This window comes from Myxococcus sp. MxC21-1 (assembly GCF_032612255.1).
GTDB classification, from domain to species: Bacteria; Myxococcota; Myxococcia; order Myxococcales; family Myxococcaceae; genus Myxococcus; species Myxococcus virescens.
In genome coordinates this window covers 6,770,773-6,795,099 of sequence record NZ_CP123278.1, presented here as the reverse complement: position 1 = coordinate 6,795,099, position 24,327 = coordinate 6,770,773, and the positions used below count along the sequence as shown (strand labels likewise).

Genomic DNA, 24,327 nt, shown 5'->3' with positions numbered 1-24,327 from the left:
CCGGGCGGCATTCCGGGCGCGTGCTCCCACGTACCCAGCGTGTGGTAGAATCTCCCGTTCGTTCCCGGCGAGGCTGGGGACCTCCGCGTCGGTGAAGAGGGAGTCATGGCCGCTCAATTCAATCCGCCTGCGTTCACGGTGCAGGTCGGCTCACACGGCGCGGATGCGCTGAGTGTTTCGAGCATTTCCGGCACCGAGGCGTTGAGCCACCTGTTCGACTTCCGGGTGGACTTCTTCGCCAAGGATGGCAACCCCATCGCCACCAGTGAGCTGCTGGAGCAGGACGCGTTGCTCACCCTCTCCATTCGCGACAGCGCGCCCCGCTACGTGCACGGCTGGGTCCGCGAGGTGGAATCGCTGGGCATGAAGACGGGCCGCCGCCGCTACCGGGCGCACGTGGTGCCCCGGCTGTGGCGGCTCACCCAGCACCACCGCAGCCGCATCTTCCAGCAGAAGTCCGTGCCGGACATCCTCAAGGACGTCCTGGACGCGGCGGGCGTGAAGACGCGGCTGGCCCTGTCCGGCAGCTACGCCCCCCGCGAGTACTGCGTGCAGTACCGGGAGAGCGACTTCGCCTTCCTCAGCCGCCTCATGGAGTGGGAAGGCATCTTCTACTTCTTCGAGCACACCGAGGACGGGCACACCCTGGTGCTGGGGGACAAGCCCAGCGCGCACGCGCCCCTGCCGCAGGGCCAGCAGCTCCCGCTGCGTCCCAGTCTGGGCAAGGAGGTCGTGGAGGGTGAGTATCTCTCCGCGCTGGAAGTGGTGCACCGGCTGCGCCCCGGCGCCGTGCACCTGAAGGACTTCGACTTCGAGAAGCCTGGCCTGGACATCTCCGGCAAGGCGCAGGCGCCCGAAGGTGTCACGGAGCTGGAGCTCTACGACTATCCGGCGGGCTACGTGGCGCCGGGCGTGGGCAAGGCGGCGACGAACGTGCGCACGGAAGCGGCCAGCATGGGCGGGCGCACGCTGATGGGGCAGGGCGTGGCGCCGCGCCTGACGCCCGGGTACCTGCTGGAGGTGCAGTCCCCGGAGGATGGCACCTTCGCGGGCGAGTACCTGGTGACGGAGGTGGTGCATTCGGGCACGCAGCCGGACGTCAGCGCGGGCAGCGAGGCGATTCAGGGCCTGTACCGCAACCAGTACCAGTTGCTGCCCAAGGCCGTGCCCTTCCGGCCCCGGCGCCTGACGCCCCTGCCGCAGCTGGCGGGTCCGCAGACGGCCACGGTGGTGGGCCCCGCGGGCGAGGAGATTCACACCGACGAGCACGGGCGCATCAAGGTGCAGTTCCACTGGGACCGCGAGGGCAAGCGCGACGAGCGGTCCTCGTGCTGGGTGCGCGTGGGCCAGCCGTGGGGCGGCCCGGCCTGGGGTGACGTGTGGCTGCCGCGCATCGGCCAGGAGGTGGTGGTGCGCTTCCTGGAAGGCGACCCGGACCGGCCGCTGGTGGCGGGCGCCGTCTACAACGGCACCAACACGGTGCCGTATGGCCTGCCGGGGGAGAAGACGAAGTCCACGCGCAAGAGCGCCTCCAGCCTGGGCAGTGACGGCTTCAACGAGGTCCGCATCGAGGACGCGGCGGGCCAGGAGGAGGTCTTCACCCACGCGCAGAAGGACGAGGACCTGCTCACGGAGAACGACAAGGACCAGCAGGTGACGGGCTTCGAGGATCTGCTGGTGAAGAAGGACCGCAAGCGCACGGTGGAGGGCAACCAGGAGCTGCGCGTGGGCATGGACGACGTGGGCGTCGTCGAGCAGAACCAGACGTTGCTGGTGCAGGGCAACCGCTCCACCCGGACGACGCTGTCCCATGACGAGGCAGTGGAGGGCAACCAGACGATGACGGTGGGCGGGAACCTCACCGCGCTGGTGCTCCAGGGCGCCATGGAGAACGTAGGGGCCGCGAAGGCCACCACCATTGGCGGCGTCTACAGCGTCAACGTGGCGCTGGCCTACAACGAGGCCACCGGCGGCGCGCGCGGCCTCCAGGTCGCCGCCGCGCACACCGAGCACGTGCTGGGCTCGCGGCAGGAGACGGTCGGCAAGGACAAGACGGTGGACGTCGGCATGGACTGGGACTTGCGCACCAAGGGCCAGCTCACGCTGACCATCGGCAAGGACTGGGAAGAGGACATCGGGAAGACCACCGGCCTCTACATCACCGAGGCCATGGCGGGCCTGGCCAAGAAGTTCGAGCTGAAGGCAGACACCTTCTCGCTGCTCGTCGGTGACAATCTCATCCTGAAGATGGAGAAGTCCGGCAAGGTGACCTTCGCCCTCAAGACGCTCACCGTCGACGGCAAGGAAGTGAAGATCAAGGGCGGCAAGGTGAAGATGGAGGCGGCTGGTTCGCTCAAGAGCGACTCGCGCAAGGCGAAGGAGCTGGAGCACTTCAAGGAGCCAGACCCCGTCAACGTCGAGTTCAACCTCAAGGGCATGGACGGCAAGCCCATCAAGGACCAGCCCTTCGAGCTGCACATGCCCGACGGCACCATCAAGAAGGGCCGCGTGGACGGGAGCGGGAAGGGCGTGGTGGAGAAGGTGCCGCCCGGCGACTACCGCGTCGTCTTCCCGGAGATGTCAGGCCGCATCAACAAGGGTTCCTGAGCCGTACCCGCCCGCGCGGGCACACGCGCCATTTCGGATAGGCCAGCGATGGAAACGTACGTCGTCAAGGACGGGGACTCCCCCGACTCAATCGCGCAGAAGTACGGGTTCAAGGAATGGAAGCTCATCTACGAGCATCCGGACAACGGGGGCCTGCGCGCCACTCGCGGCGCCAATGAAGTGAAGGCGGATGACCGGGTCATCATCCCGGACCTGCCAGAGAACCAGGTGTCCGCCGGAGGGCCGCAGAACCTCATCGCCACGCCGGGAACGCCGCTCACCTTGCCGCCCGTCCACTTCGACGCGCACATGCACATCATGAGCGGCAACTGCACGCCCATGCCCGCGCTGGTGCAGATGATGAAGGACAAGGGGCTGGGCTTCCTCGTGGGCACGGGCACCAGCCGCACGAAAATCAACCGCCTGGGCTTCTGGGCGGCGAAAATCCCGTTCGCGCCCGACATTGGTGATGTGTCCCACCGCGACACGCACCGCATTGGCGAAGAGGCCGTGCGCTCCAATGACAGCCTTGCCCAGGACCGGACGGGATACACCTCGGATGGAATGGGCAACGTGGAGGAGTACACCATCCCCGCGCCCCTGCGGGCTTATGCGTCCACGCAGGGCCACGCGGAGGCCAGCGCTTCCTACCTGGGCATGTCCATCGTCCTCACCATGGACATGGATTACTGCCACCTGGCTGGCTACCAGGGGGACCCTATCTACAGCTCGGATTTCGATGGGGCCGAGCCCCGCTTCACCTACCGCTGGCGCACGAAGTCCGACGACCCTGGCGAGCTGATTGAAGCGAAGTCCGATGAGATAAGGCTTCACGAGACGTGGGACCGGCAGCTCCGGCACACCGAGCAGGTGGTCGCGGAGAATCCCTTCCGGCTGCTGCCCATGTTTCACTTCGAACCGCGCCGCTTCATCAAGAACGAGGACAAGTCGTTCCCCTTCGAGAAGGTGGTGACGGCCTCCAAGGCGGCTCCCTACATCGGCTTCAAGATGTACACGCCTCAGGGCTACATGCCCAAGGAGCGCCATGCGCCGGTGAAGGACATCCTGAGCTGGTTCTTCTCCGAGTGCGCGTCGAACGACATCCCGCTGATGACCCACTGCACGCCGTCCGGCTTCTACACGCACGAGCGGCGCTTCTACCTGGACCACGAGCCGGACGAGGCCATCCGCAACGACCCGAAGTACTGGCCTTCGAAGGAAGCCATCGCCAAGGCCGACGCGGACATCACCAAGGCGCGCGATTACGTGACGGAGCTGGAGGCGAGCTGGAAGAGCCATATCCCGCTCGTGCTCCGCCGCGCGCGCAATGGTGTGGAGGACGCCATCGAGGCCAAGGAGAAGCTGCTGAACCCGGGCCGGATGCGCTACTTCTATGAGAACTACGTGCACCCGGAAGCGTGGCGTCCGGTGCTCAATGACAACCCGAAGCTGCGCCTGTGCCTGGCGCACTTCGCCAGTGACGGCACCTTCTGGGACTTCCGCAAGGGATTGACCGTCAAGCAGGATGGCCAGAAGGTTCAGTACGACAAGAGCTGGATTGGCTCCATCGTCGAGCTGTGCAACGAGTTCCCCAACTTCTACACGGACATCTCCTATCTGGACCTGATGGAGAAGCAGAAGTGGAAGCTGCTGGCTGAAATCCTCAAGTCCAGTCCATGGATGCTGAAGAAGATCATGTTCGGCACCGACTGGTACATGATTACCGCCGAGCCCGTGGCGTACGCGGCCTGGTACAGCCGCACCATCCGCGGGCTGGAGTTCATCCAGAAGGAGCTGCCGACGCAGGTGAACCTCTTCACCCAGTTCGCCATCGTCAATCCCATGCGCTACTACCGCATGATGGAGGTCGCCCCGAAGATGAAGGAGGGCCTCAAGAAGCTTCAAACGGACCTCAACGTGACGGGCGCCGCGGTGGACAAGCTCGAGGACAACTTCACGACGCTGATGCGGCTGCAGCACCCGCTGGAACAGATTGACAAGGCGGGCGGCCTGGCCAGCGGTCCCATGTTGTTCACCGCGACCACGAAGGCGAAGTAGGAGCCCCGCCCATGGAGCCCAACAAGGACCCCTTCCTGCTGACGCCTCAACTGCCCGCGGCCGCGGCGCCCGTGCGTCATCCGTCGCCGTTCCCCTGGAATCAGGTGGCGCTCGTGTTTCCATCTCCGGCGCCGGATTCGGTGTCGGTGCTCACGCTGAATGACAAGCTCTGGCGGCTGGAGCTGTCCGGCTCCGAGGTGCGCCGCGTCGAGGTGGATGACGAGTACCTGGAGCAGGTCTCCGGAGGCGAACTGCAAGGGATGCTGCCTCCATCATCCACGCACCTGGCGTACCTCCAGACTCGAAGCCTGGTGATGTACGACCTCAAGTGGCAACTGGCCAAGACGTGGTTCATGGTCGAGCGACTGGAGGAGGTCGCCATCCGCGGCGCGTGGATTTCTCACGCCCCGCTGGTGGTGGCGGCGGAGCTGGAGGACACCGCGAATTATGCCCGCACCTCCCGCATCTCCTTCCGGCTGCGCACCGGCGGCTGGAGGGCGAAAAGCGCGCGAAGTTGGGCTCGCTGGAGCTGGGCTCCGTCGTCGGCGCGGTGAAGTGGGACGCGGGGGCGGGGCTGGTGGCGGTGCAGAAGCCCGGCGTGCCGCTGGAGCTCTACGGGCCTGACCGCCAAGCCCCAGCCGGAGCACCCGCTGGCGCTCGCGCTGCGCAAGCTGGCGGTGGATGGCCTCACGTTGCAGTCGCTGCGTTTGCATCCCTCGTTGCCGGTGGCGCTCGTGGCCCTGGGCCGTGACGTGGCGCCGAAGCGGGAGGAGGGGAAGGAGAAGCCCGAGGACCCTGGCATCTGGCGCGTGTCGTGGGAAGGCGCGCCCGCGGTGACGGTGCGGCTGGCGCGCTATGCCTCCGGGGAGTCGGTGACGCTGGGCTCGCTGTCACCCGAGGGTGACTGGCTCTTCTACCGCGTCCTGAACAGCGCGGGCCGCAACCCGCAGCTCTACGTGCAGCAGGTCGGCGCGGCTTTCAAGCCGCCCCTGTCACTGGGCGCTGTCCCGGAGAAGGGCGCGGCGCTGCTGTGGACGGGCGGGGCGCCGTCGCTCGTCGTGTATGACGGGACGAAGGACGCGCTGGTTCACTGGAAGCTGGCGGGCGCGGCGGCACCGGCGAAGCCTCCCGCGTCGCCGCCCAAGCCAGACGGGAAGTGACGGTGTGGCTCAGCGTCCCTTGAGACGCTGCGCGGCGCTGCGCCACCGACGCCTCTCTCGTCGCCAGGCCCGGCAGGATGTGACGGCTCGGCTCAGCGTCCCTTGAGACGCTGGGCCGCCCAGCGCGCGGCGGCTTCGCACAGCACCTTCGAGGCCGCTTCGCCCGGCTGGGCGTGGGCGCTCAGCTCCACCACCTCGTGGAAGAGGTCCAGCGCCAGACCTTCATCCCGCTGCACCTGTCCGGCGAAGAGCACCACCGGCGTGCCGTGCTCGCGGGCCAGCCTGGCGATGCCGCCCGGGCCTTTGCCCAGCGACGTCTGACGATCGAAGCGTCCCTCACCGGTCAGCACCACGTCCGCCATCAGCACGCGCCGCTCCAGGCCCAGCGCGCGTGACACCAGCTCGTAGCCGGGCACCAGTCGCGCGCCAGTGAGGGCCAGCAGGCCAAACCCAAAGCCTCCCGCCGCTCCCGCGCCGGGCCAGCCCGCGGACGTATCCCCCAGCACCGTCGCCGCGTGTGCCAACGCCGCCTCCAGTGCTTCCACGCCGGCCTCGTCCGCGCCCTTCTGCGGACCGAAGAGACGCGCGGCTCCGTCCGGCCCCAACAAGGGTGAGGTGACATCCGTGGCACCCAGCAGCTCCACGGCGCCCAGGCGGGGATGACGGCCACTCGCGTCCATGCGGGCGAGCTGGGCCAGCGCCGCGCCTCCCGGGGAAGAGGCTGTCCTCGCGCGTCCAGGAAGCGGAAGCCCAGAGCGCTGAGCGCCCCGGTGCCCGCGTCCGTGGTGGCGCTGCCACCCAGGCAGACGATGAGGCGTTCGCAGCCCGACTCCAGCGCCGCGTGCATCAGCTCGCCGGTGCCATACGTGGATGCCTTCAACGCATCGCGAGCCTCGGGCGCCAGCAGCGACAGGCCGGACGCGGAGGCCATCTCCACCACCGCCGTGCGTCCGTCCTCCACCAGGGCCCAGTGGGCTTCCACGGGCGCGCCCAGCGGTCCACGCACCACCTGCTGACGACGCTCGCCGCGCAGGCCCGTCAGCAGCGCTTCCACGGTCCCAGGCCCGCCATCCGCGAGCGGCGCCACGTCCAGCACCACTTCCGGCGAGGACTCACGGAGGCCGCGAGCCATGGCTTCAGCCGCTTCCGCGGCGGACAGCGTTCCCTTGAATTCTTGCGGTGCGACGAGCCAGCGAGGAGAAATCACGGTGAAGGGCTTGGCGCTTTCTGAGGTGTCCAGGGAACTCCAGAAGGCCAGGGGACCTGTACCGCGTCCTCTACCTGCGAGAGCCCCCACCCCTGGCATACCACTCCCAACGTCATTCCCACTCCTGGGGTGATGCGTGTTTCATCACTTCTATGTATCAACCGGACGTTAGCGCCGCGAATTCCTACAAAGACTTGAATTGAAAAGTGGCAATTCAAGCTTTTGTCGCCGCGTGCCAGGCCTCCTCATGCCAGTCCAGCAAAGGGCGCGGAGCCTTCAGTGAAGGGGCCACGCGCTGAGACACACGCTCCAGCCGCTCCAGCAGCGTGGCTACCGTCTCCGCGGGTTGGCGTGAGGGGCCTTGGATGCGCTGGCAGAAGAAGGTCCGGCAGCCGAAGGGCCGGTCCGCGTACACCGAGCAGCGCAGGCCCGTGGCGTCCAGGTAGGGACAGCCGCCGTCCGTGCGAGGTGGCGGCAGCGGGCGCCCTCGGGACAGCAGTTCCCATTCGGGCTGCCACAGCCAGGGCTGGCGTTTCGTGATGGCCAGCTGACAGCACTTGCCGCTGGCCGGGCAGGAGTAGGGGGCGTAGGCCGCGTCCGCCTGGCGGTAGACGGCGCGCACTTCCTTCAGCGCGCGCTCCCTTTCGCGGGTGCCACCCAGGGGCGCGTCGTCGTCCTCGTCGTCCCAGTCCCGCGTCCGCATGGGCGAATCCTCAGAGCACCCGGAGCACGAAGCACTTCAGGTAGCGCGTCTCGCGCAGGTTGAGCAGCACGGGGTGGTCCCGGCCGGCGCCGCGGCGCTCGATGATTTGCACGCGGCGGCGGGCGTCCGCGGCGGCGGAGGCGAGCATGTCCTCGAAGGCCTGTTCGTCCACGTGGTACGTGCAACTGGCGGTGATGAGGATGCCGCCGGGCCGCAACAGCTGCAGGGCGCGGAGGTTGATTTCCTTGTACCCGCGCACCGCGGCGGGGATGGCGTCCTTGTTCTTCGCGAAGGACGGCGGGTCCAGGACGATGGTGTCGAAGCGTTTGCCCTCGTCCACCGCGTCGCGGAGGAAGTCGAAGGCGTTGGCCACCACCACGTCCAGGTTGTTCAGCTTGTTGGCCGCGGCGTTCTCCCGAAGCTGCGCCGAGGCCGCTTCGGAGATTTCAATCGCCGTGACGTGCCTGGCCCGCGTGGCGAGCTGGAGCGCGAAGCCGCCGACGTAGGAGAAGCAGTCCAGCGCCTCGCCGTGGGCATAGTGCGCGGCCATGACGTGATTCTCGCGCTGGTCCAGGAAGGCGCCCGTCTTCTGGCCCTCCAGCAGGTCCGCGCGCATCTTCACCAGGCCCTCGTCGAAGGACACCGGGCCGGGATGTTCGCCGCGCAGCACGCCCTTCTCCGGAGTGAGGCCCTCCAGGTTGCGGACGCCCACGTCGGAGCGGTTGATGATGCCGCGCGGGTTGAACTGCGCCTGGAGCAGGTCGGCGATGAGCGCCTTGCGCTGCTCCATGGCGGGGACCAGGAACTGCACGCTGAGGAAGTCGCCGTAGCGGTCCACCACGAGCCCGGGCAACCCGTCCGCCTCGCCATGCACCAGGCGGTACGTCTTCTCCCCCGGGAGCGCGAGCTGGCGCAGCCGGTCCGCGGCCAGGAGCCGCTCCCGGAAGAAGTCCGCGTCCACCGCGACGTCGTCGAAGGAGAGCCAGCGCAGGGAAATCTTCGAGTGCTTCGAATAGAAGGCCTTGCCCAGGAACCATCCCCGGGTGTCCGTCACGCGCACCACCTCGCCGCCGGGCAGCCCGGGGTCGCCATTCAGGTCCGCGCGGTAGATCCACGGGTGGCCGCCCTGCCAGCGCTCCACGCCGCGGCGCAGCAGGGACACCTGGGGAAGGCCGTCCGGGCCCAGCTCGGGCGAGGTGCGGTCCGGGGCGGGCTTCTCGGGGCGGGTGTGGGGACGGCCCCGGCCCTGCTGCTGAGAGGAGGGGCCCGAGGGCCGGTTTCCGCTTCGGCGCGGGTAGGGGGCTTGGAAGAGGTGGACATGGCGTTCGCGGCGTATACTCGCAACCCGCGTGAGATACGAGTTGCTCCTCCAGACGATGACGCCGGGCTCGCCTTATGAGGCAGCGCGGGTGGATGCCCTCCTTTCCGAGCGGGGCGTGGTCGCCCGGCCGGACGGCGTGCGCAGGTGGTCCTTCAAGAACGGCGACGTCGACGTCGGCGAGCTGCGTGAGGGCGGACAGGTGGTGGCCACCGAGCTGCGCGTGCCGCTGTCGGACCGCCCCGACCTGATGCGCGAGGCCGTGGAGGCCGCAGCGGCCCTGGCCTCCGAGGCCGGTGTCCGGCTGGTGGACCCGCAGCTGGGCCGCTCGCTGACCGGCAAGGACGATGCCGGAGTGGTGGAGCAGTACGTCCGCACGGCGCGCTACGCGGGCGAGGTGGCCGGCGTGCCCGAGGCGATGGGCGCGGGCAGCTACGCGCTGGAGACGGAGGGCTCCCGCGGCTTCCAGCTCTCCACGCGCATGGTCCTCATCGCCATTGGCATCTTCGTGGTCCTGTACCTGGTGGTGGACACCCTGGTGGGGCAGCTCGGCGGGCGCTGACGCGGCGGCGGAAGACGAGCACGACCCCTCTCGAAGCGTTACCTTGGGGGCGTGTTCCGCTACCTCCTCCTCGCCCTCATCGTGGTGCCCTTCCTTGAGCTCTACCTGCTCCTGGCCATTGGCCGGCAGATAGGGCCCATGCCCACCCTTGCCTGGGTGCTGGTGTCCGGCCTGGTGGGCACCGCGCTCTCCCGGCGGGAGGGCAGGCGGGTGCTGCGCCACTGGCGTGAGTCCATGGCGCGCGGCGGTGCCCGAGGAAGGCATCCTCAGTGGCGTGCTGGTGCTGGCGGGCGGCGTGCTGCTCGTCATCCCCGGCATCCTCACCGATGTCGTGGGGCTGCTGCTCCTGCTGCCGCCCGTGCGGCGCCTCATCTCCGCGCGCGTGCGTCGCACCCTGGAGCGCAAGGTGCGTGAGGCTCGATGCACGTCACCACCTTCGGTGGCGGGGCGTTTGGGGGCGGCTTCCACGCGTCCGTGGGAAGCCCTTTTCCCGGAGGCCCCGTGCCGCGTTCTCCGCGGACCGGTGCCCTGGAGCCGGACGCCGGCGGCACCGTGGCCCGCCGGCCTCAGGGCCCGCAGCCGGAGGTGGATGCCGAGTTCACCGAGGAGGAGCCCAGGCGGAGCTGACGCGCCGCCCGGACGTCAGTTCCCGCGCGAGCCCAGGCTGCCCACGCTGGCTTCTAGCGTGGTGGAGCCGGTGCGCCACGGCCGGGCCTGGTCCCTCAGCCACGTGCCAAGGCGGGCCACCAGGGCGCAGCCCACCAGCAGCGATACGCCGATGCCCAGTCCCTCCAGAAGCGTCAGGGTGGGGCCCACGCGGCTGGACAGGCCCGCGTAGCTGGACCAGCCGTACACGATGGGCAGGTGCAGCACGTAGACCCAGAGCGACAGGCGGCCCAGGGGCGCCAGCAGGCCGCTGACCTTGCGCGGCAGCAGGTTGACCACGCCCAGCACCATCATCCCCTGGCCCACGCGGTACGCCACCAGCCACGCGCTGGCGGTGCCCCAGTCCTGGTTCTGCCCGCGCATGAACCAGAAGAGGCCGCCGCCCAGAATCAGCAGCGCCAGCCCCTGCGGCACGCCGGGGCGGAGGGTGCCCAGCAGGCTCGCGGCCAGGGCACCCGCGAAGAAGTAGCTGGCCCATGGGAAGAAGGGGAAGCGGCTGGCGCCGCCACTGCCGATGAACTGGGTCAGCGGCCCGGGCAACCCTTCGCCCAGGGTCCACAGGGTGGCGCTCACCAGCGGCAGGCCCACCGCGACCACCGCCAGCATCACCGTGCGTCCCCAGCGGCCCGGCGTCACCGCCAGCAGGGTGGCGCCCGCCAGGAGGGCGAAGCCGATGCATTGGAGCGCGTCGAAGACGAGCACCTTCGTCAGCATCCGCTCGGTCATCCCCATCTGGATGACCGTGGACCACCCGGGCCAGTGGACGAGGTAGCCCAGGAAGATGAGCAGCAGCGCGCGCCGCACCCGCTTGCCGTAGGTGTCCCGGGCCGCCGTGGGCTTCGAGCCCAGCGCCGCGACCACCGCCCACCCCGCGACCATCAGGAACAGGGGCGCGGTGATGCCTCGGCAGGTCCAGTAGTGCTGGACCCACACGTCCGCGCGCACGGCCGGCGACAACACCGCGTCCAGCGTGTGGCCAATGACCATCGCCATCACCGCGAGTCCGCGCGCGCAGTCGAGCCCGGGGTGCCGGGTGTCTCGTTTCTGGAAGGTGAAGGTAGGGCCGAGTTGACTCACGAGGTCCCCAGCATAGGCCGTGACTCGGGCTACGTCTCGAAAACGCATGAACCCGTCAGCCCCCACTTCACGGAGAGACAGGGCACCCTGACGGGTCGTGTGGTGCTACAGGGAGGGACATGCGCCTGCACGCCCTGCTGCCCAGCTTGCTGTTGCTCGTCCTCCTGGCGCCTCTCGGCGCGCGCGCCGCGTCGGGTGATGCGTGGCTGGGGCCGGACAAGCCCAAACACTTCGCGGCGTGTTTCATGTTCGCGGGCGCGGGGTACGCCGGGGGCGCGCTGCTCTTCGACAATCCCCACGCGCGTTGGCTCACCGGCGCGGGGCTCGCGATGGGCGCGGGGGTGGGCAAGGAGCTCTATGACTTGGGGCGCGGGACGACGTTCTCGATGAAGGACCGGCGTGGGACGCGGTGGGCACGGCGTCCGGGCTCGCGGTGTCGTACGTGGTGGACCGGCTCGTCTTCCGCCGTGACGACACGCCGTCCGAGGTGGCCCGCCAGGCGCGGCTACGTCGCCCCGTCGCGCTCCACCTCCACGTCGCTGGGGACGGGGGCCTCCCGGGTGGGCTCGCCACGCGCATGGCGTTCGACGAGCTGTACCAGCTCCTCTCGATGCAGCCTCGGGTCCACCGTCACCAGGGCGCCGCCGCGGCCGGAGTCGCTGGAGACGAGCACGGTGACCTTGCCGCGCGGGCACTGGTTCATGCAGCCGGAGGGGCGCACGCGGACCTGTTCCCCCAGGCCGCGTTCGGTGAGCGTGCCTTGGAGCCAGCGCGGCAGGTCCAGTCCTCCGGCACGCGTGCCGCCCTTCATCAGGCACTTCCGGCAGACGAGCACCTCCACGTCCTCCACCGGTCCACCATCGCTGCCGTCCCGCATCCGTCCTCCATCGTCTCGTCGATGCCGCTCGATGCGCCGCGCGCCCGGCCCTGAGGCACAGGGGCCCTGTTGGCTGAAGCACGCACGGCGGCCTGAGACTGGGAGGTAGCGCGCTGTCGGAAGTCTCGCAGGCCACCCTGGTCGTTCGAGTGCTTCCGGAGCGGGAAGGCGGCCCGGTGGCTGATGGGTCCGGAAAGCGGACGTACAGGGATGTCGCGACACGGCATTCCTCCCGGGCTGATTGCTGGTAGCTTGCGCCGCGCTATCGAAGCGGCCATGGAGGGCTTCCATGATTCAGAACCGGTGGGTCTCGCTGCTGTCGCTGTCCGCTCTGGGCGTCAGTGCGCTCACGGGGTGTGAGCGGACGCCGCCGCCCGCCGAGGCGCCCGTGGCCGCGCCGGAAGCCCAGAAGCTGCCGGCGCCCAAGCCGATGACGGCCGAGCAGCTCGCGCACTTCTTCAAGCCGCTGCCCCAGCGCAAGGACGCGCCGCCTCCCTCCGAGGACACCGATGCCCAGGTGGCGCTGGGGCGGATGCTCTACTTCGAGCCGCGCCTGTCGAAGAACCACGACGTGTCCTGCAACACCTGCCACGGCCTGACGACCTTCGGCGTGGACAACAAGGCGCTGTCGGACGGCCACAAGGGCCTGAAGGGCACGCGCAACTCGCCCACCGTGTACAACGCGGCCGGGCACATCGCGCAGTTCTGGGACGGGCGCGCGGACACGCTGGAGGCGCAGGCCACGGGCCCCATCCTCAATCCGGTGGAGATGGCCATGCCGGATGAGAAGCGCGTGCTGGCCACGCTGACCTCCATCCCGGAGTACACGAAGCGCTTCCGTGAGGCCTTCCCGGGCGACAAGAAGCCGGTGACCATGGCCAACACCGCGCGCGCCATCGCCGCTTTCGAGCGCAAGCTCGTCACGACCTCGCGCTTCGACGCCTTCGTGGGCGGCAAGCACGACGCGCTCACGGAGCAGGAGCAGCGGGGCCTGCAGCTCTTTGCCACCACCGGGTGCACCACCTGCCACAACGGCCCCGCCGTGGGCGGTACCTCCTTCCAGAAGCTGGGCCTCATCGAGGACTACCCGGGCCTGAAGGACGCGGGCCGCTTCGACGCCACGAAGAACGAGGATGACCGGGGCAAGTTCCGGGTGCCCACGCTCCTCAACGTGGACAAGACGGGGCCGTACCTGCACGACGGCAGCGTGGTGGAGCTGCCGCAGATGGTGCGGCTGATGGCGAAGCACCAACTGGCGCGCACGCTGACGGACCCGGAGGTGGACGACCTGGTCGCCTTCCTCAAGAGCCTCACGGGGGAGCTGCCCCCCGCGGAGTTCATCGCTCCGCCCCAGCTGCCCCCCAGCACCGCGAAGACGCCCAAGCCGGACCCGTCTTGAAACGTGCGCGGCGCCCCGCGCGTTGCTAAGCAGCGAGGCCCATGGACCGAATGCTCTTCTACGCCCACTCCGGGCTCCGCTATCTGGTGCTGCTGGCTGGAATCCTGGCCCTCGCGTACTTCGCCTACGGGCTCGCCACCCGGAAGCCCTTCGACAAGCTGGGGCGCATCCTGGGCTCGGCCTACTCCGGGCTGCTCCAGCTTCAGGTGCTGCTGGGCGTCGGCGTGCTGGTGACGCGCTTCTATTACCCGGCGCTCATCGGGCACATCGTGATGATGGTGCTCGCCGCCGGCGTGGCGCAGGCGACGCTGTCCATCAACCGCCGCAAGCCGCAGCCGGCCTTCGTGCTGCCGCTGGTGGGCGTGGTGGTGTCCATCGTCTTCATCATCGGCGGCATCATGGCCATTGGCCGTGGCGTGTTCACCACGACGGCGATGTGAGCCGCGCCGGGTAAATGCTGCGCTGAATCACGGCGCGCGGCGCAAATGCTGCGCGCAGCAGGCCAACCCCCACGCACGTCCGCCTGGGTGTTGGCCTTTCGTCATTCTGGCCCTCGCATTGCAATTCGTGTCACGCGTGCCGGGCAGTGAGCCCGGCCTCCCTTCGAGGAGGGGCACGCGGCGATGCGGACACACGCCCAGGACGGACGACCGCGCATGGCGCGGGGGCTCGTCCCCGTCATTCAGCTTCTGGCCCTGGTGGCGGCGCCAGTGGCGGGGGCGCAGAGCGCCTCGCAAGGGGCCACGCTCTTCACGCAGCGCTGCGCCACCTGTCACACGGTGGGCGAGGGCGACCGCGTGGGGCCGGACCTGCACGGCGTCATGGAGCGGCGCGACGAGGCATGGGTCACCCGCTTCATCACCAGCCCCGGCGCCGTCATTGACGAAGGCGACCCGGTGGCCAACGCGCTGCTGAAGCAGTTCAACGGCATCCGCATGCCGGACCAGCAGCTCGCTCCCGAGGAGCTTGGCGCCCTCTACGCCTTCTTCCGCGACTGCACGAAGAAGGGGGAGGGCGGCTGCAAGCCGTCGCCCGCGGCGAAGATGGGCACGGACGCGACCTCGGAAGAGGTTGCGCGCGGCCGCCGGCTCTTCGAGGGCACCGAAGCCCTGGCGAAGGGCGGTCCCGCCTGTTTCGGCTGTCATGACGTGCGCGGGCTGGGCGTGGCGGGCGGCGGCACGCTGGGGCCCAACCTCACCTTCGCCTTCGCGCGCATGGGCGAGCGCGGCATGCGGCCTCTCCTGGCGAAGCTGGACACGCCGATGATGGCCGCGCTGTACGCGAAGGCCCCGCTGGAGGAGGAGGAGCAGTACGCCCTCAAGGCGTACCTCGCGGACGTGTCGCGCGACGGCAGCAAGCCGCGCACGGACAGGGACTTCTTCTACCTGGGCCTCGTCGGGATGCTCGCGGTGCTCGGGTTCATGGGCGTTGCCTTCAACGCGCACACCAAGCGAGGTCAGCCGTGAGTGAAGCCCTCTTCTCCGCCATCCCCTACGTGGCGGCGGGCGCGGCCGTGGCGGGCGTGGCGCGCCGGCTGATGGCACGCGCACCCGCGGGTGCCCCCAGCGCTCCCACCCCTGGACGCTCTCTGGGCGGGCCGTGCTGGCGGGGGCGTCATCGTGGCCCTCATTCACCTGCTGGGGCTGCTGGCGCCGCGTGCGATGCAGGCCTTCAATGCGTCGCCGGGCCGCCTCTTCACGCTGGAGGCGGTGGGCCTCATTGGCGCGCTGCTGCTCGCCTGGGGCCTGGTGGGCCTGACGCTGCGCCGCGCGCGAGAAGGGCAGTGGAGCACCGCCGCGCTGCTGGGGTTGCTGTTCCTGCAGTCGTGCTCCGGCCTCTACCTGGCGGTGGCGCTGCGCTGGGGCTCGGCCTGGTACGTCCACGTGGTGGTGCCGTACCTGCGCTCGGTGCTGGCCTTCCAGCCGGACGCGTCGCTGCTGGCGCGGGCGCCCTTCATCGTCCAGTTCCACACCCTGTTCGGGATGGTGGTGCTGGCGCTGGCTCTCTTCATCCGCGCGCGGCCCGAGCCCCTCACCGCGCCCCTGCTCGTCACGCCTCGGGAGGAGACCGCCCGCTGACGCGGCGGCACACCCGTCATGAAAGACGCCTCGATTCGCTTCCCTTGTCGTGCCCTGACCGCTGCCTGGATGGGCCCGCTGGCCGCGCTCTCCCTGGCGGGCTGTAGCGGCCCGGTGAACAACCAGCAGGGCTACATGCCCGAGCAGCCCGTGGCCTTCTCCCACGCCGTCCACGCCGGGCAGTACGGCCTGGATTGTCAGTACTGCCACGTGGGCGCGGAGAAGAGCCGCCACGCCGGCGTGCCCTCCACCAGCGTGTGCATGAACTGCCACACGCAGGTGAAGACGGACTCGCCCGAAATCCAGAAGGTCGCGGCCGCGGTGGCGGAGAACAAGCCGCTGGCGTGGGTGCGCATCCACCGCCTTCCGGACCACGCGTACTTCAACCACGCCAGCCACGTGGGCGCGGGCCTGGACTGCCAGACGTGCCACGGGCCCGTGCAGGAGATGGTTCGCGTGGAGCAGAAGGAGCCCATGACGATGGGCTGGTGCCTGGACTGCCACCGCGACACGGCGGCGAAGCAGGTGTCCGCGCCGCCGCCTTCCGCGCCCCGCGCTGGAGAGCTGTTGGCCCTGTCGTCCGGCGCCCCCGCACCGGAGCCCTTGAAGGCCCCTCGAATCCTGCAACCCCCACGGACTGCTCGAGCTGCCACCGCTGAGGAGTCCCATCCATGTCCGACCCACTTCCCAAGTACTGGCAGAGCCTGGCGGAGCGCGCTGGCGACCTTGGCGCGCTCGCGCAGACGCAGGACGAATTCGCGGAGCCGCTCCCCGTGGGCGTCGCCGCCACCCCTCCGGATGCGAACAGCCGCCGTGACTTCTTCAAGCTGATGGGCCTGAGCGCCGCGGCGGCCATGGTGGCCTGCCAGCGCGCGCCGGTGCAGCAAATCATCCCCTACGTGGCGCGCCCGGATGAAGTCACGCCGGGGCTGGCGCTCTGGTACGCGTCCACCTGCGACGGGTGCAGCGCCCGGTGCGGCCTGCTGCTCAAGACGCGGGATGGCCGCCCCATCAAGGTGGAGGGCAACGACGAGCACCCCGTGTCGCGCGGCGGCGTGTGCGCGGTGGGCCAGGCGTCGGTGCTGTCGCTCTATGACGCGAGCCGCGCCCGTTACCCCACCCGCGGCGCCACGCGCGTGTCCTGGACGGACCTGGACGCGGACGTCACGCAGGCCCTGCGCAAGGCCACCGAGGCGGGGAAGGGCATCCGCGTGGTGTTGCCCTGGCACCTGGGGCCCACGGCGGAGGCGGCCGTGAAGCGCTTCCTGGCCGCGTACCCCACTGCGCGGACCGTGCGCGACGAAGCCCTGGGAGAGCTGTCCGCCATCGCCGACGCCCACCGCGTCACCCATGGCGTACACGCCGTGCCGGACTACCGCTTCGACAAGGCCGCCGTCATCGCCAGCTTCGGCGCGGACTTCCTGGGGACGTGGGTGTCGCCCGTGGCCTTCACCCGGCAGTACGCGGAGTCGCGCGACGTGGCCCGGCGCAGGACGATGTCGCGGCACTTCCAGGTGGAGCCGGTGATGACGCTCACCGGTGCCGCCGCGGACCGCCGCTTCGTGGTGGCGCCTTCCGATGTGGCGCTGGTGCTGGCGGACCTGGTGCGACGGCTGGCGGTGAAGGCGGGCCGCGAGGTGCCCGGACTGGCGTCGCTGCCGCCGCCCGCGCTGGATGAGGCTTCGAGGGCGGAGCTCGCGGACACGCTGTGGGCCCAGCGTCAGGACGCCCTGGTGGTGGCGGGCGGTGATGACGTGGCCACGCAGGTGCTGGCCAACGTCGCCAACGCGCTGCTGGGCAACGAGGGCCACACGGTGTCGCTGGCGGACGGCACGGCGCTGGACGCGGACGCGCTGTCCTTGGGGACGCTGCTGACCGAGCTGCGCGCCGGCAGCGTGGGCGCGGTGCTCTTCATGGGCGCCAATCCCGTCTACAGCGACCCGCGCGGCGCGGAGCTGGCCGCGCTGCTGAAGGACGTGCCGCTCACGCTGTCCACCAGCGACCGGCGGGACGAGACGGCCGTGCACGTGGGCCTCCATGCACCGGAGTCCACCGCGCTGGAGTCGTGGGGCGACGCGGAGGTGCGCCGGGGCGTCGTGTCCCTGCGTCAGCCCGCGGTGGCGCCGCTACACGAAACGCGCAGCGGCGTGGAGTCGCTGCTCCAGTGGGCGGGAGCGCCCCAGCCGCACTACGACTTCCTCCGCGCGCGCTGGGAGGCGGAGGTCTTCCCCGGGCCAGCGGCTTGGGGCAGGGCTTCATCGTCTTCTGGGACGATGCCCTCCGCCGGGGCGTGGTGACGCTCGCTGCCGCCGCGGCGGAAGCGCCCGCCTTCCGCGAGGAGGGGCTGGCGAAGGCGCTGGCCGGCGTGGCCCGTCATGCCGCGGAGTGGGAGCTGGTGCTGTATCCCACCGTGGCGGTGCGTGACGGCGCCCCCGCGAACAACGCCTGGCTCCAGGAGGTGGCGGACCCCATCACCAAGGTGACGTGGGGCAACCCGGCGTGCATCGCTCCGGCCCGCGCGAAGGCGCTGGGACTGAAGGACGGCGACGTCGTCCAGGTGCGCGCGGGGAGCACGACGCTGTCGGTGCCCGTGCTGGTGCAGGCGGGGACGCACCCCTCCGTCATCGCGGTGGCGGTGGGCTACGGCCGCACGCAGGCCGGGCGCGTCGCGGATGGCATCGGCGTCAACGGCTACCCGCTGTCGGCGGTGGTGGACGGACGCGCGCGGCGCACGGTGCCCGGCGTCACGGTGCAGGCCACGGGCGAGCAGCAGCCCCTGGCGCTGACGCAGACGCACCACCGGCTGGAGGGACGGCCGCACGTGCGCGAGGCGGAGCTGGCCGCCTTCCTGGCCAACCCGCGCGCGGGCAACGAGGTGCAGGCGGGTCACGGCGGGGAGGGCACTCGCTCTCCCTGTGGTCCGGCCACGAGTACAAGGGGCATCGCTGGGCGCTGGCGGTGGACCTGAGCGCCTGCACGGGGTGCTCGGCCTGCGTGGTGTCGTGCCAGGCGGAGAACAACATCCCCAGCGTGGGGCGTGACGAGGTGCTGCGCCGGCGGGACATGCACTGGATGCGCATCGACCGGTACTACCAGGGGGACGAAGCCAATCCCCAGGTCGTCCACCAGCCAATGATGTGCCAGCACTGTGAGAATGCGCCGTGCGAGACGGTGTGCCCGGTGCTGGCCACGGTGCACTCCAGCGAGGGCCTGAATCAGCAGGTCTACAACCGCTGCGTGGGGACGCGGTACTGCGCCAACAACTGCCCCACGAAGGTCCGCCGCTTCAACTGGTTCGACTACGAGCACGCCGAGCCGTTGGAGCGGATGGTGCTCAACCCGGACGTCGTGGTGCGCAGCCGGGGCGTCATGGAGAAGTGCTCGATGTGCGTGCAGCGCATCCAGGAGTCCAAGGCCGCCGCGAACCGGGAAGGCCGCCCGCTGCGTGACGGGGACATCCAGACGGCGTGCCAGCAGAGCTGCCCTGCGAAGGCCATCCACTTCGGTGACGTGAACGACCCGGACAGCCAGGTGGCGCGACTGGCGAAGGACGGGCGCGCGTTCCGGCTGCTGGAGGAGCTGAACATCGGGTCGTCCATCACCTACCTCACGAAGATCCGGAACACCGGGTCGGGAAGCGGCACATGAGCAACCAGCATCTGTCCCCGCTGCGCGAACCGCTCGTCACCGAGCCGCGCTCCCTGGGCCAGCTCACCGAGGAGATCTGCGCCCCCATGGAGCGGGCTCCCACGTGGAAGTGGTGGGTGGCCTTTGGCATCGCGGTGTCCGTGCTCGGCACGGGCGCCGGCATCGTCGGCTACCAGGTGGCCACGGGCATCGGCGTGTGGGGCCTCAACAAGACGATTGGCTGGGCCTTCGACATCACCAACTTCGTGTTCTGGGTGGGCATTGGCCACGCCGGCACGCTCATCTCCGCCATCCTCTTCCTCTTCCGGCAGAAGTGGCGCACCAGCATCAACCGCGCGGCGGAGGCGATGACGCTGTTCGCCGTCATGTGCGCGGCGCTCTTCCCCGTCATCCACATGGGCCGGCCGTGGCTGGCCTTCTGGGTGCTGCCGTATCCGAACGACCGCGGCAGCCTCTGGGTGAACTTCCGCTCGCCGCTCTTGTGGGACGTGTTCGCCATCTCCACGTACTTCACCGTGTCGGCGGTGTTCTGGTACGTGGGCCTGATTCCGGACCTGGCCACGGTGCGCGACAGGGCGAAGGCGGGGATTCGCAAGGCCGTCTTCAAGGTGATGTCGCTGGGGTGGACGGGCTCGAACCGGACGTGGAGCCGCTACGAGACCGTGTACCTGCTGCTGGCGGGCCTGGCGACGCCGCTGGTGCTCAGCGTGCACACCATCGTCTCCATGGACTTCGCCACGTCGGTCATCCCCGGTTGGCACACGACCATCTTCCCGCCGTACTTCGTCGCGGGCGCGGTGTTCAGCGGCTTCGCCATGGTGCTGACGCTGATGATCATCACCCGCGTGGTGCTGGGCTACGAGCACCTCATCACCCTGCGCCACCTGGAGAACATGACGAAGATCATCATCGTCACGGGTGGCCTGGTGTCGCTGGCGTACGCGACGGAGTTCTTCATCGCCTGGTACTCGGGCAACCCCTACGAGCGCTTCGCCTTCATGAACCGCGCCTTCGGTCCCTACGCCTGGGCGTATTGGATCATGGTGACGTGCAACGTGGTGTCGCCGCACCTCTTCTGGTTCAAGAAGATTCGCACCTCGCCCGCGGCCATCTTCGTCCTGTCGCTGGTCATCAACGTGGGCATGTGGTTCGAGCGCTTCGTCATCATCGTCACCAGCCTCCACCGCGACTTCCTGCCGTCGAGCTGGGCCATGTACACGCCGACGATGGTGGAGGTGGGGACCTTCATCGGCACCTTCGGTCTCTTCTTCACGCTGTTCCTGCTCTTCGTCCGCGTGCTGCCCATCATCTCCATCGGCGAGGTGAAGAGCGTGCTGGGCTTCGCGCGTGACGGCCATGCGGCGCAGCCACACCCGCCCGCGAAGCCCGTCGCCGAGGAGCCGCACCCCGTGGCCCACCGGCCCGCGTCTCCTGTGCCGCTGGCCATCGCCACCCGAAAGGATGCACCTGTATGAGTGCCCCGGTTCTCATCGGCTACTTCGACAGTGAGGCGCAGGTGCTTGACGCCACCCGGGCGGTGCGGGAGGCGGGCTTCGTCCTCCACGACGTGTACACGCCGTACGCGGTGCACGGGCTGGATGACGCCATGGGCCTCAAGCCCAGCCGCCTCACCTGGGTGTGCTTCGGCGCGGGCCTGCTGGGCTGCACGCTGGCGTTGTCGCTCCAGTACTACACCAGCGTGGTGAGCTGGCCGCTCAACGTGGGCGGCAAGCCCTTCAACTCGTTCCCCGCGTTCATCCCGGTGACCTTCGAGCTGACGGTGCTGTTCGCGGCGCTGGCGACGGTGGCGGCCTTCCTGGCGCGGGCGAAGCTCTTCCCCGGGAGCCGCCGCTCGGTGCTCCCGCGTGTCACGGATGACCGGTTCGCCATCGCGGTGACGCCGCGCGAGGCCCCCTCGGAGCTGGACGCGGCCGAGGACCTGATGCGCCGCCACGGCGCGGTGGCGACGGACCTGCTGGAGGAGGTGGCGTCGTGAGAAGGCTGCACCTGGGCGTGGTGGTCCTGAGTCTGACCGTCGCGGGCTGTGAGCAGGACGAGACGCGGCCCAACTTCGAATACGCGCCGGACATGGTGTCGTCCGTGCCGTTCGACACCTTCGCGGCCAACCCCGTCACCGTGGACGGCAAGACGCTGCTGGCGCCGGTGAAGGGGACGGTACCGCGTGGGTATCAGCCGCTGCACCGGCCGCGGGCGCCGAGGAGGCGGCACGCGCGGGGCGGGAGCTCCAGAATCCGTACCCGGCCTCTCCGGAGGTCCTGGCGCGGGGCAAGGTGACCTTCTCGCGCTACTGCGGGCCGTGCCACGGCCCGGAGGGCCTGGGAGACGGGCTCGTCACCGCGCGCTTCCCCATGCCGCCGTCGCTGCTGGCGGAGCGCGCGAAGCAGCTCCCCGACGGGCAGGTGTTCCACATCATCACCCACGGGCAGGGGCTGATGCCGGCCCATGGCTCGCAGGTGGCTCCGGAGGACCGGTGGAAGATTGTCCACTACGTCCGGACCTTGCAGGACCCCGCGCGGACGGCGCGGAAGGACGTGCCATGAGTGCTTCGACGCATGAGGAGGCCGCTGTTTCGACCCGCGGCTTCGAGGTTCCTCCCGCCGTGCACCGCGCGGCGCAGGTGTTGGCCGGCGTGGGCCTGGGCATCCTGGTGGCGGGGTTGGCCATCGCGCGTGAGCGTGCCCTGACGAGCCTGCTCACCAGCGGCTTCTACTTCCTCTGCCTGGGCCTGGGCGGCGCGGTGTTCCTGGCGCTGATGTACGTGGCCAACGCGGGCTGGTTCACCGTGTTCAAGCGCATCCCCGAGGCCTTCGCGGCCTACGTGCCCTGGGGCGCGGTGACGATTCTGGCGCTGCTGCCCTTCGTGTCCTCGCTGTATCCGTGGGCGAAGCCGGGCGTCATGGAGACGGACCACCTGCTGCACGAGAAGGCCGCCTTCCTCAACGTGCCCTTCTTCGCGGTGCGCATGGTGGTGATGCTGGCGCTGTGGGTGGGCTTCACGTGGATGCTGCGGCGCATCTCCCTGCGGCAGGACGCGGAGCGCTCCCCGGAGCTGGCCGGGCGCAACGTGACGGTGTCGGCGGTGTTCCTGGTGCTCTTCGCGCTGACCTTCTGTCTGGCCGCGTTCGACTGGCTGATGACGTTGGAGCCGCACTGGTTCAGCACCATCTACGCGCTCTACAACGTGGCGGGCCTGCTCAGCTCCAGCGTGTGTGCCATCACCGTGACGGCGATTCTGCTCCACCGCGCGGGTGCGCTGCCGCAGCTCAACACCAGCCACCTGCACGACTTGGGCAAGCTGATGTTCGGCTTCGCCACGCTGTGGGCTTATCTGTGGTTCTCGCAATTCCTGCTCATCTGGTACGCGAACATCCCGGAGGAGACGGTCTACTTCGTCACGCGGCTGCACGGCACCTGGGCCGTGGCCTTCTATGTGAACGTGGCGCTCAACTGGGCGTTGCCCTTCGTGCTGCTGCTGCCGAGGCCCGCGAAGCGCAATCCGTCGCACCTGCTGCGGGTGGCCGCCATCCTCCTGGTGGGCCGCTGGCTGGACCTGTACCTGATGGTGGTGCCGGGTGGTCAGCCTGACGGTGTCGCCCTGGGGGTGTTCGAGCTCGCCGGCTTCGTGGGAATGGCGGCGCTCTTCACATTGGCGGTGACGCGCACCGTGCGCTCCACGCCCATGGTGCCGGTGGGTGACCCGTACCTGGTGGAGAGCCTGCACCACCACACCTGAGCCTGCTTCAGAGAAAGGGAGCGGTGGAAGCCTCGGCGCCGAGGCCTCCCCGGAAGCCCGCTCCCGACCGCGACGCCGCCCGTCCTCCTCGGCGGGCGGCGTTGCCCTTTCCAGGGTAGGGTGCGACATGGCCTTCTCCTCTCCTGGACGAGCCCCCCTCCGAGTGGCCTTGCTGGGCTTCGGCATCGCGGGCAGGTCCATCCACGCTCCGCTGATTCAAGGTGTGGACGGGCTGGTGCTCCAGGTCGTCGCCTCGCGCCAGGAAGAGGCGGTGCGGTCCACGCTGCCACACGTCACCCTTTGTGGCTCTCATGAGGACGGAGCAACGCATTCCGACGTGGACCTGGTCGTCATCGCCACGGCGAATGACCGACACGCGCCGCTCGCCGAGGCCGCGCTCCGGGCGGGAAAGCACGTCGTCGTCGACAAGCCCTTCACCATCACCCTTGCCGAAGCCCGCGCGCTGCGGGCCCTGGCGGAGTCGCGTGGCCTGCTGCTCTCGGTGTTCCACAACCGGCGTTGGGACACCGACTTCCTGGCGTTGAAGGCGCTGCTGGCGGAAGGCACCCTGGGCCACGTTGCTCACGTCGAGTCGCGCTTCGACCGGTTCCGTCCGGAGGTCCGCACCCAGTGGCGGGAACAGATGGTTCCAGGCGCGGGCGTGTGGTTCGACCTGGGGCCGCACCTCGTCGACCAGGCGCTGCAACTGTTTGGACTGCCGGAGTCGGTGTCCGGTTCGCGTGAGGTCTTGCGCGAGGGCGCTTTCGTCGATGACTGGTTCCAGTACACGCTCGTCTATCGACGGCGGCAGGTGGTGCTCCAAGCCTCCATGCTCATCGCGGCCCTGATGCCTCGCTTCGCCGTACATGGCTCACGGGGCTCGTGGCTCACCTTGGGCAGGGAGCCGCAGGTGCCACGTCTGGTGATGGGTGCGTCTCCAGAAGGCGCGGGGGGGGGCGAGGCCCCGGCGCCTGGATGGGATGGAGCGCCTACCGTCGCCTCGGCAGGGGACTACCGCCAGTACTATGCGGGCATCCGGGATGCCCTGATGGGAGGGGCGCCCAACCCGGTGACGCCCATCCAGGCCGTGGCCGTCCAAGCCGTGCTGGAGGCGGGCATCCGGGCGCAAGAGCATGGCGGCGCACAGGGCCTGGACCTCTCGGAGGCGGAGTGTGCCGCCTTCGACGCAGGCGCTGCTTGATTCCCACCCGGT

22 protein-coding genes and 4 pseudogenes are annotated in these 24,327 nt (G+C 69.5%); 21 read left to right on the top strand and 5 right to left on the bottom strand.

All coding sequences use genetic code 11. The annotated features are described in order from the left end of the window. Positions 1-105 precede the first annotated feature (105 nt). From tssI to QEG98_RS30150, 4 genes are all read left to right on the top strand, one after another. On the top strand, positions 106-2,607 hold the full coding sequence (gene tssI, locus QEG98_RS30165; RefSeq protein WP_316563777.1) for a type VI secretion system tip protein VgrG: 2,502 nt from the start codon (positions 106-108) through the stop codon (positions 2,605-2,607). Positions 2,608-2,655: 48 nt separating this feature from the next. After that, entirely contained in the window at positions 2,656-4,665 is a 2,010-nt protein-coding gene (locus tag QEG98_RS30160; protein WP_316563776.1) for a hypothetical protein, read from the top strand. An 11-nt stretch (positions 4,666-4,676) separates the two neighbouring features. After that, entirely contained in the window at positions 4,677-5,219 is a 543-nt protein-coding gene (locus QEG98_RS30155) for a hypothetical protein (protein WP_316563775.1), read from the top strand. 138 nt (positions 5,220-5,357) lie between these two features. After that, the gene (locus tag QEG98_RS30150; RefSeq protein ID WP_316563774.1) at positions 5,358-5,825 is read left to right on the top strand and encodes a hypothetical protein; all 468 of its coding nucleotides are present in this window, start codon (positions 5,358-5,360) and stop codon (positions 5,823-5,825) included. Between the two features lie 92 nt (positions 5,826-5,917). Here QEG98_RS30150 and QEG98_RS30145 read toward each other — a convergent pair. The 3 genes and pseudogenes from QEG98_RS30145 to QEG98_RS30135 form a co-directional block, all read right to left on the bottom strand. After that, positions 5,918-7,032: pseudogene (locus tag QEG98_RS30145) on the bottom strand (glycerate kinase). A gap of 214 nt (positions 7,033-7,246) precedes the next feature. Then, entirely contained in the window at positions 7,247-7,735 is a 489-nt protein-coding gene (locus QEG98_RS30140) for a YkgJ family cysteine cluster protein (RefSeq protein ID WP_316563773.1), read from the bottom strand. A gap of 10 nt (positions 7,736-7,745) precedes the next feature. After that, positions 7,746-9,055 (bottom strand): annotated as a pseudogene (locus QEG98_RS30135) (class I SAM-dependent rRNA methyltransferase). Positions 9,056-9,084: 29 nt separating this feature from the next. On the opposite strand from QEG98_RS30135, the gene QEG98_RS30130 reads away from it, so the two are divergent. From QEG98_RS30130 to QEG98_RS30115, 3 genes and pseudogenes are all read left to right on the top strand, one after another. Next, on the top strand, positions 9,085-9,615 hold the full coding sequence (locus QEG98_RS30130) for a hypothetical protein (RefSeq protein WP_090490160.1): 531 nt from the start codon (positions 9,085-9,087) through the stop codon (positions 9,613-9,615). 51 nt (positions 9,616-9,666) lie between these two features. Further along, positions 9,667-9,946 (top strand): annotated as a pseudogene (locus QEG98_RS42315) (FxsA family protein); the annotation flags it as partial. A gap of 170 nt (positions 9,947-10,116) precedes the next feature. Then, complete coding sequence (locus QEG98_RS30115) at positions 10,117-10,242, top strand: hypothetical protein (RefSeq protein ID WP_316568063.1); 126 nt, start codon at positions 10,117-10,119, stop codon at positions 10,240-10,242. A 15-nt stretch (positions 10,243-10,257) separates the two neighbouring features. Here the strand turns inward: QEG98_RS30115 and QEG98_RS30110 are convergent, their stop codons facing one another. Beyond that, positions 10,258-11,424 (bottom strand): acyltransferase, encoded by a 1,167-nt coding sequence (locus tag QEG98_RS30110; RefSeq protein WP_316563772.1) that lies wholly within the window; start codon positions 11,422-11,424, stop codon positions 10,258-10,260. A gap of 439 nt (positions 11,425-11,863) precedes the next feature. Next, positions 11,864-12,235, bottom strand: a complete 372-nt coding sequence (locus QEG98_RS30105) for a hypothetical protein (RefSeq protein ID WP_316563771.1) — start codon at positions 12,233-12,235, stop codon at positions 11,864-11,866. Between the two features lie 289 nt (positions 12,236-12,524). On the opposite strand from QEG98_RS30105, the gene QEG98_RS30100 reads away from it, so the two are divergent. The 14 genes and pseudogenes from QEG98_RS30100 (at position 12,525) to QEG98_RS30035 (ending at position 24,315) form a co-directional block, all read left to right on the top strand. Beyond that, positions 12,525-13,634 carry a cytochrome-c peroxidase gene (locus tag QEG98_RS30100; RefSeq protein ID WP_316563770.1) on the top strand — a complete coding sequence of 370 codons (1,110 nt, stop codon included), beginning with the start codon at positions 12,525-12,527 and terminating at the stop codon, positions 13,632-13,634. Between the two features lie 41 nt (positions 13,635-13,675). Beyond that, positions 13,676-14,074, top strand: coding sequence for a hypothetical protein (locus tag QEG98_RS30095; RefSeq protein WP_090490155.1), 399 nt, complete (start codon positions 13,676-13,678; stop codon positions 14,072-14,074). A gap of 183 nt (positions 14,075-14,257) precedes the next feature. After that, positions 14,258-15,100 carry a c-type cytochrome gene (locus tag QEG98_RS30090; RefSeq protein ID WP_316563769.1) on the top strand — a complete coding sequence of 281 codons (843 nt, stop codon included), beginning with the start codon at positions 14,258-14,260 and terminating at the stop codon, positions 15,098-15,100. A gap of 153 nt (positions 15,101-15,253) precedes the next feature. Beyond that, the gene (locus QEG98_RS30085) at positions 15,254-15,712 is read left to right on the top strand and encodes a respiratory nitrate reductase subunit gamma (protein WP_316563768.1); all 459 of its coding nucleotides are present in this window, start codon (positions 15,254-15,256) and stop codon (positions 15,710-15,712) included. A gap of 18 nt (positions 15,713-15,730) precedes the next feature. Continuing rightward, positions 15,731-16,180: pseudogene (locus QEG98_RS30080) on the top strand (cytochrome c3 family protein); the annotation flags it as partial. Between the two features lie 203 nt (positions 16,181-16,383). Further along, entirely contained in the window at positions 16,384-18,009 is a 1,626-nt protein-coding gene (locus QEG98_RS30075) for a TAT-variant-translocated molybdopterin oxidoreductase (protein ID WP_316563767.1), read from the top strand. Then, positions 18,003-18,680, top strand: coding sequence for a molybdopterin dinucleotide binding domain-containing protein (locus QEG98_RS30070; protein ID WP_316563766.1), 678 nt, complete (start codon positions 18,003-18,005; stop codon positions 18,678-18,680). The genes QEG98_RS30075 and QEG98_RS30070 overlap by 7 nt, the downstream gene beginning before the upstream one ends. After that, on the top strand, positions 18,671-19,360 hold the full coding sequence (locus tag QEG98_RS30065) for a 4Fe-4S dicluster domain-containing protein (protein WP_316563765.1): 690 nt from the start codon (positions 18,671-18,673) through the stop codon (positions 19,358-19,360). Before QEG98_RS30070 ends, QEG98_RS30065 begins: the two co-directional genes overlap by 10 nt. Next, positions 19,357-20,835: an NrfD/PsrC family molybdoenzyme membrane anchor subunit gene (gene nrfD / locus QEG98_RS30060; RefSeq protein WP_090490150.1), complete on the top strand. Its 1,479-nt coding sequence runs from the start codon at positions 19,357-19,359 to the stop codon at positions 20,833-20,835. Before QEG98_RS30065 ends, nrfD begins: the two co-directional genes overlap by 4 nt. After that, entirely contained in the window at positions 20,832-21,356 is a 525-nt protein-coding gene (locus QEG98_RS30055) for a DUF3341 domain-containing protein (RefSeq protein ID WP_011555509.1), read from the top strand. The genes nrfD and QEG98_RS30055 overlap by 4 nt, the downstream gene beginning before the upstream one ends. Beyond that, positions 21,353-21,655: a hypothetical protein gene (locus QEG98_RS30050; protein WP_316563764.1), complete on the top strand. Its 303-nt coding sequence runs from the start codon at positions 21,353-21,355 to the stop codon at positions 21,653-21,655. The genes QEG98_RS30055 and QEG98_RS30050 overlap by 4 nt, the downstream gene beginning before the upstream one ends. Next, positions 21,652-21,921, top strand: a complete 270-nt coding sequence (locus tag QEG98_RS30045; RefSeq protein WP_316563763.1) for a cytochrome c — start codon at positions 21,652-21,654, stop codon at positions 21,919-21,921. The genes QEG98_RS30050 and QEG98_RS30045 overlap by 4 nt, the downstream gene beginning before the upstream one ends. Then, on the top strand, positions 21,918-23,114 hold the full coding sequence (locus tag QEG98_RS30040) for a hypothetical protein (RefSeq protein WP_316563762.1): 1,197 nt from the start codon (positions 21,918-21,920) through the stop codon (positions 23,112-23,114). The genes QEG98_RS30045 and QEG98_RS30040 overlap by 4 nt, the downstream gene beginning before the upstream one ends. Before the next feature lie 127 nt (positions 23,115-23,241). Next, positions 23,242-24,315 (top strand): oxidoreductase, encoded by a 1,074-nt coding sequence (locus tag QEG98_RS30035; protein ID WP_316563761.1) that lies wholly within the window; start codon positions 23,242-23,244, stop codon positions 24,313-24,315. Positions 24,316-24,327: the final 12 nt, after the last annotated feature.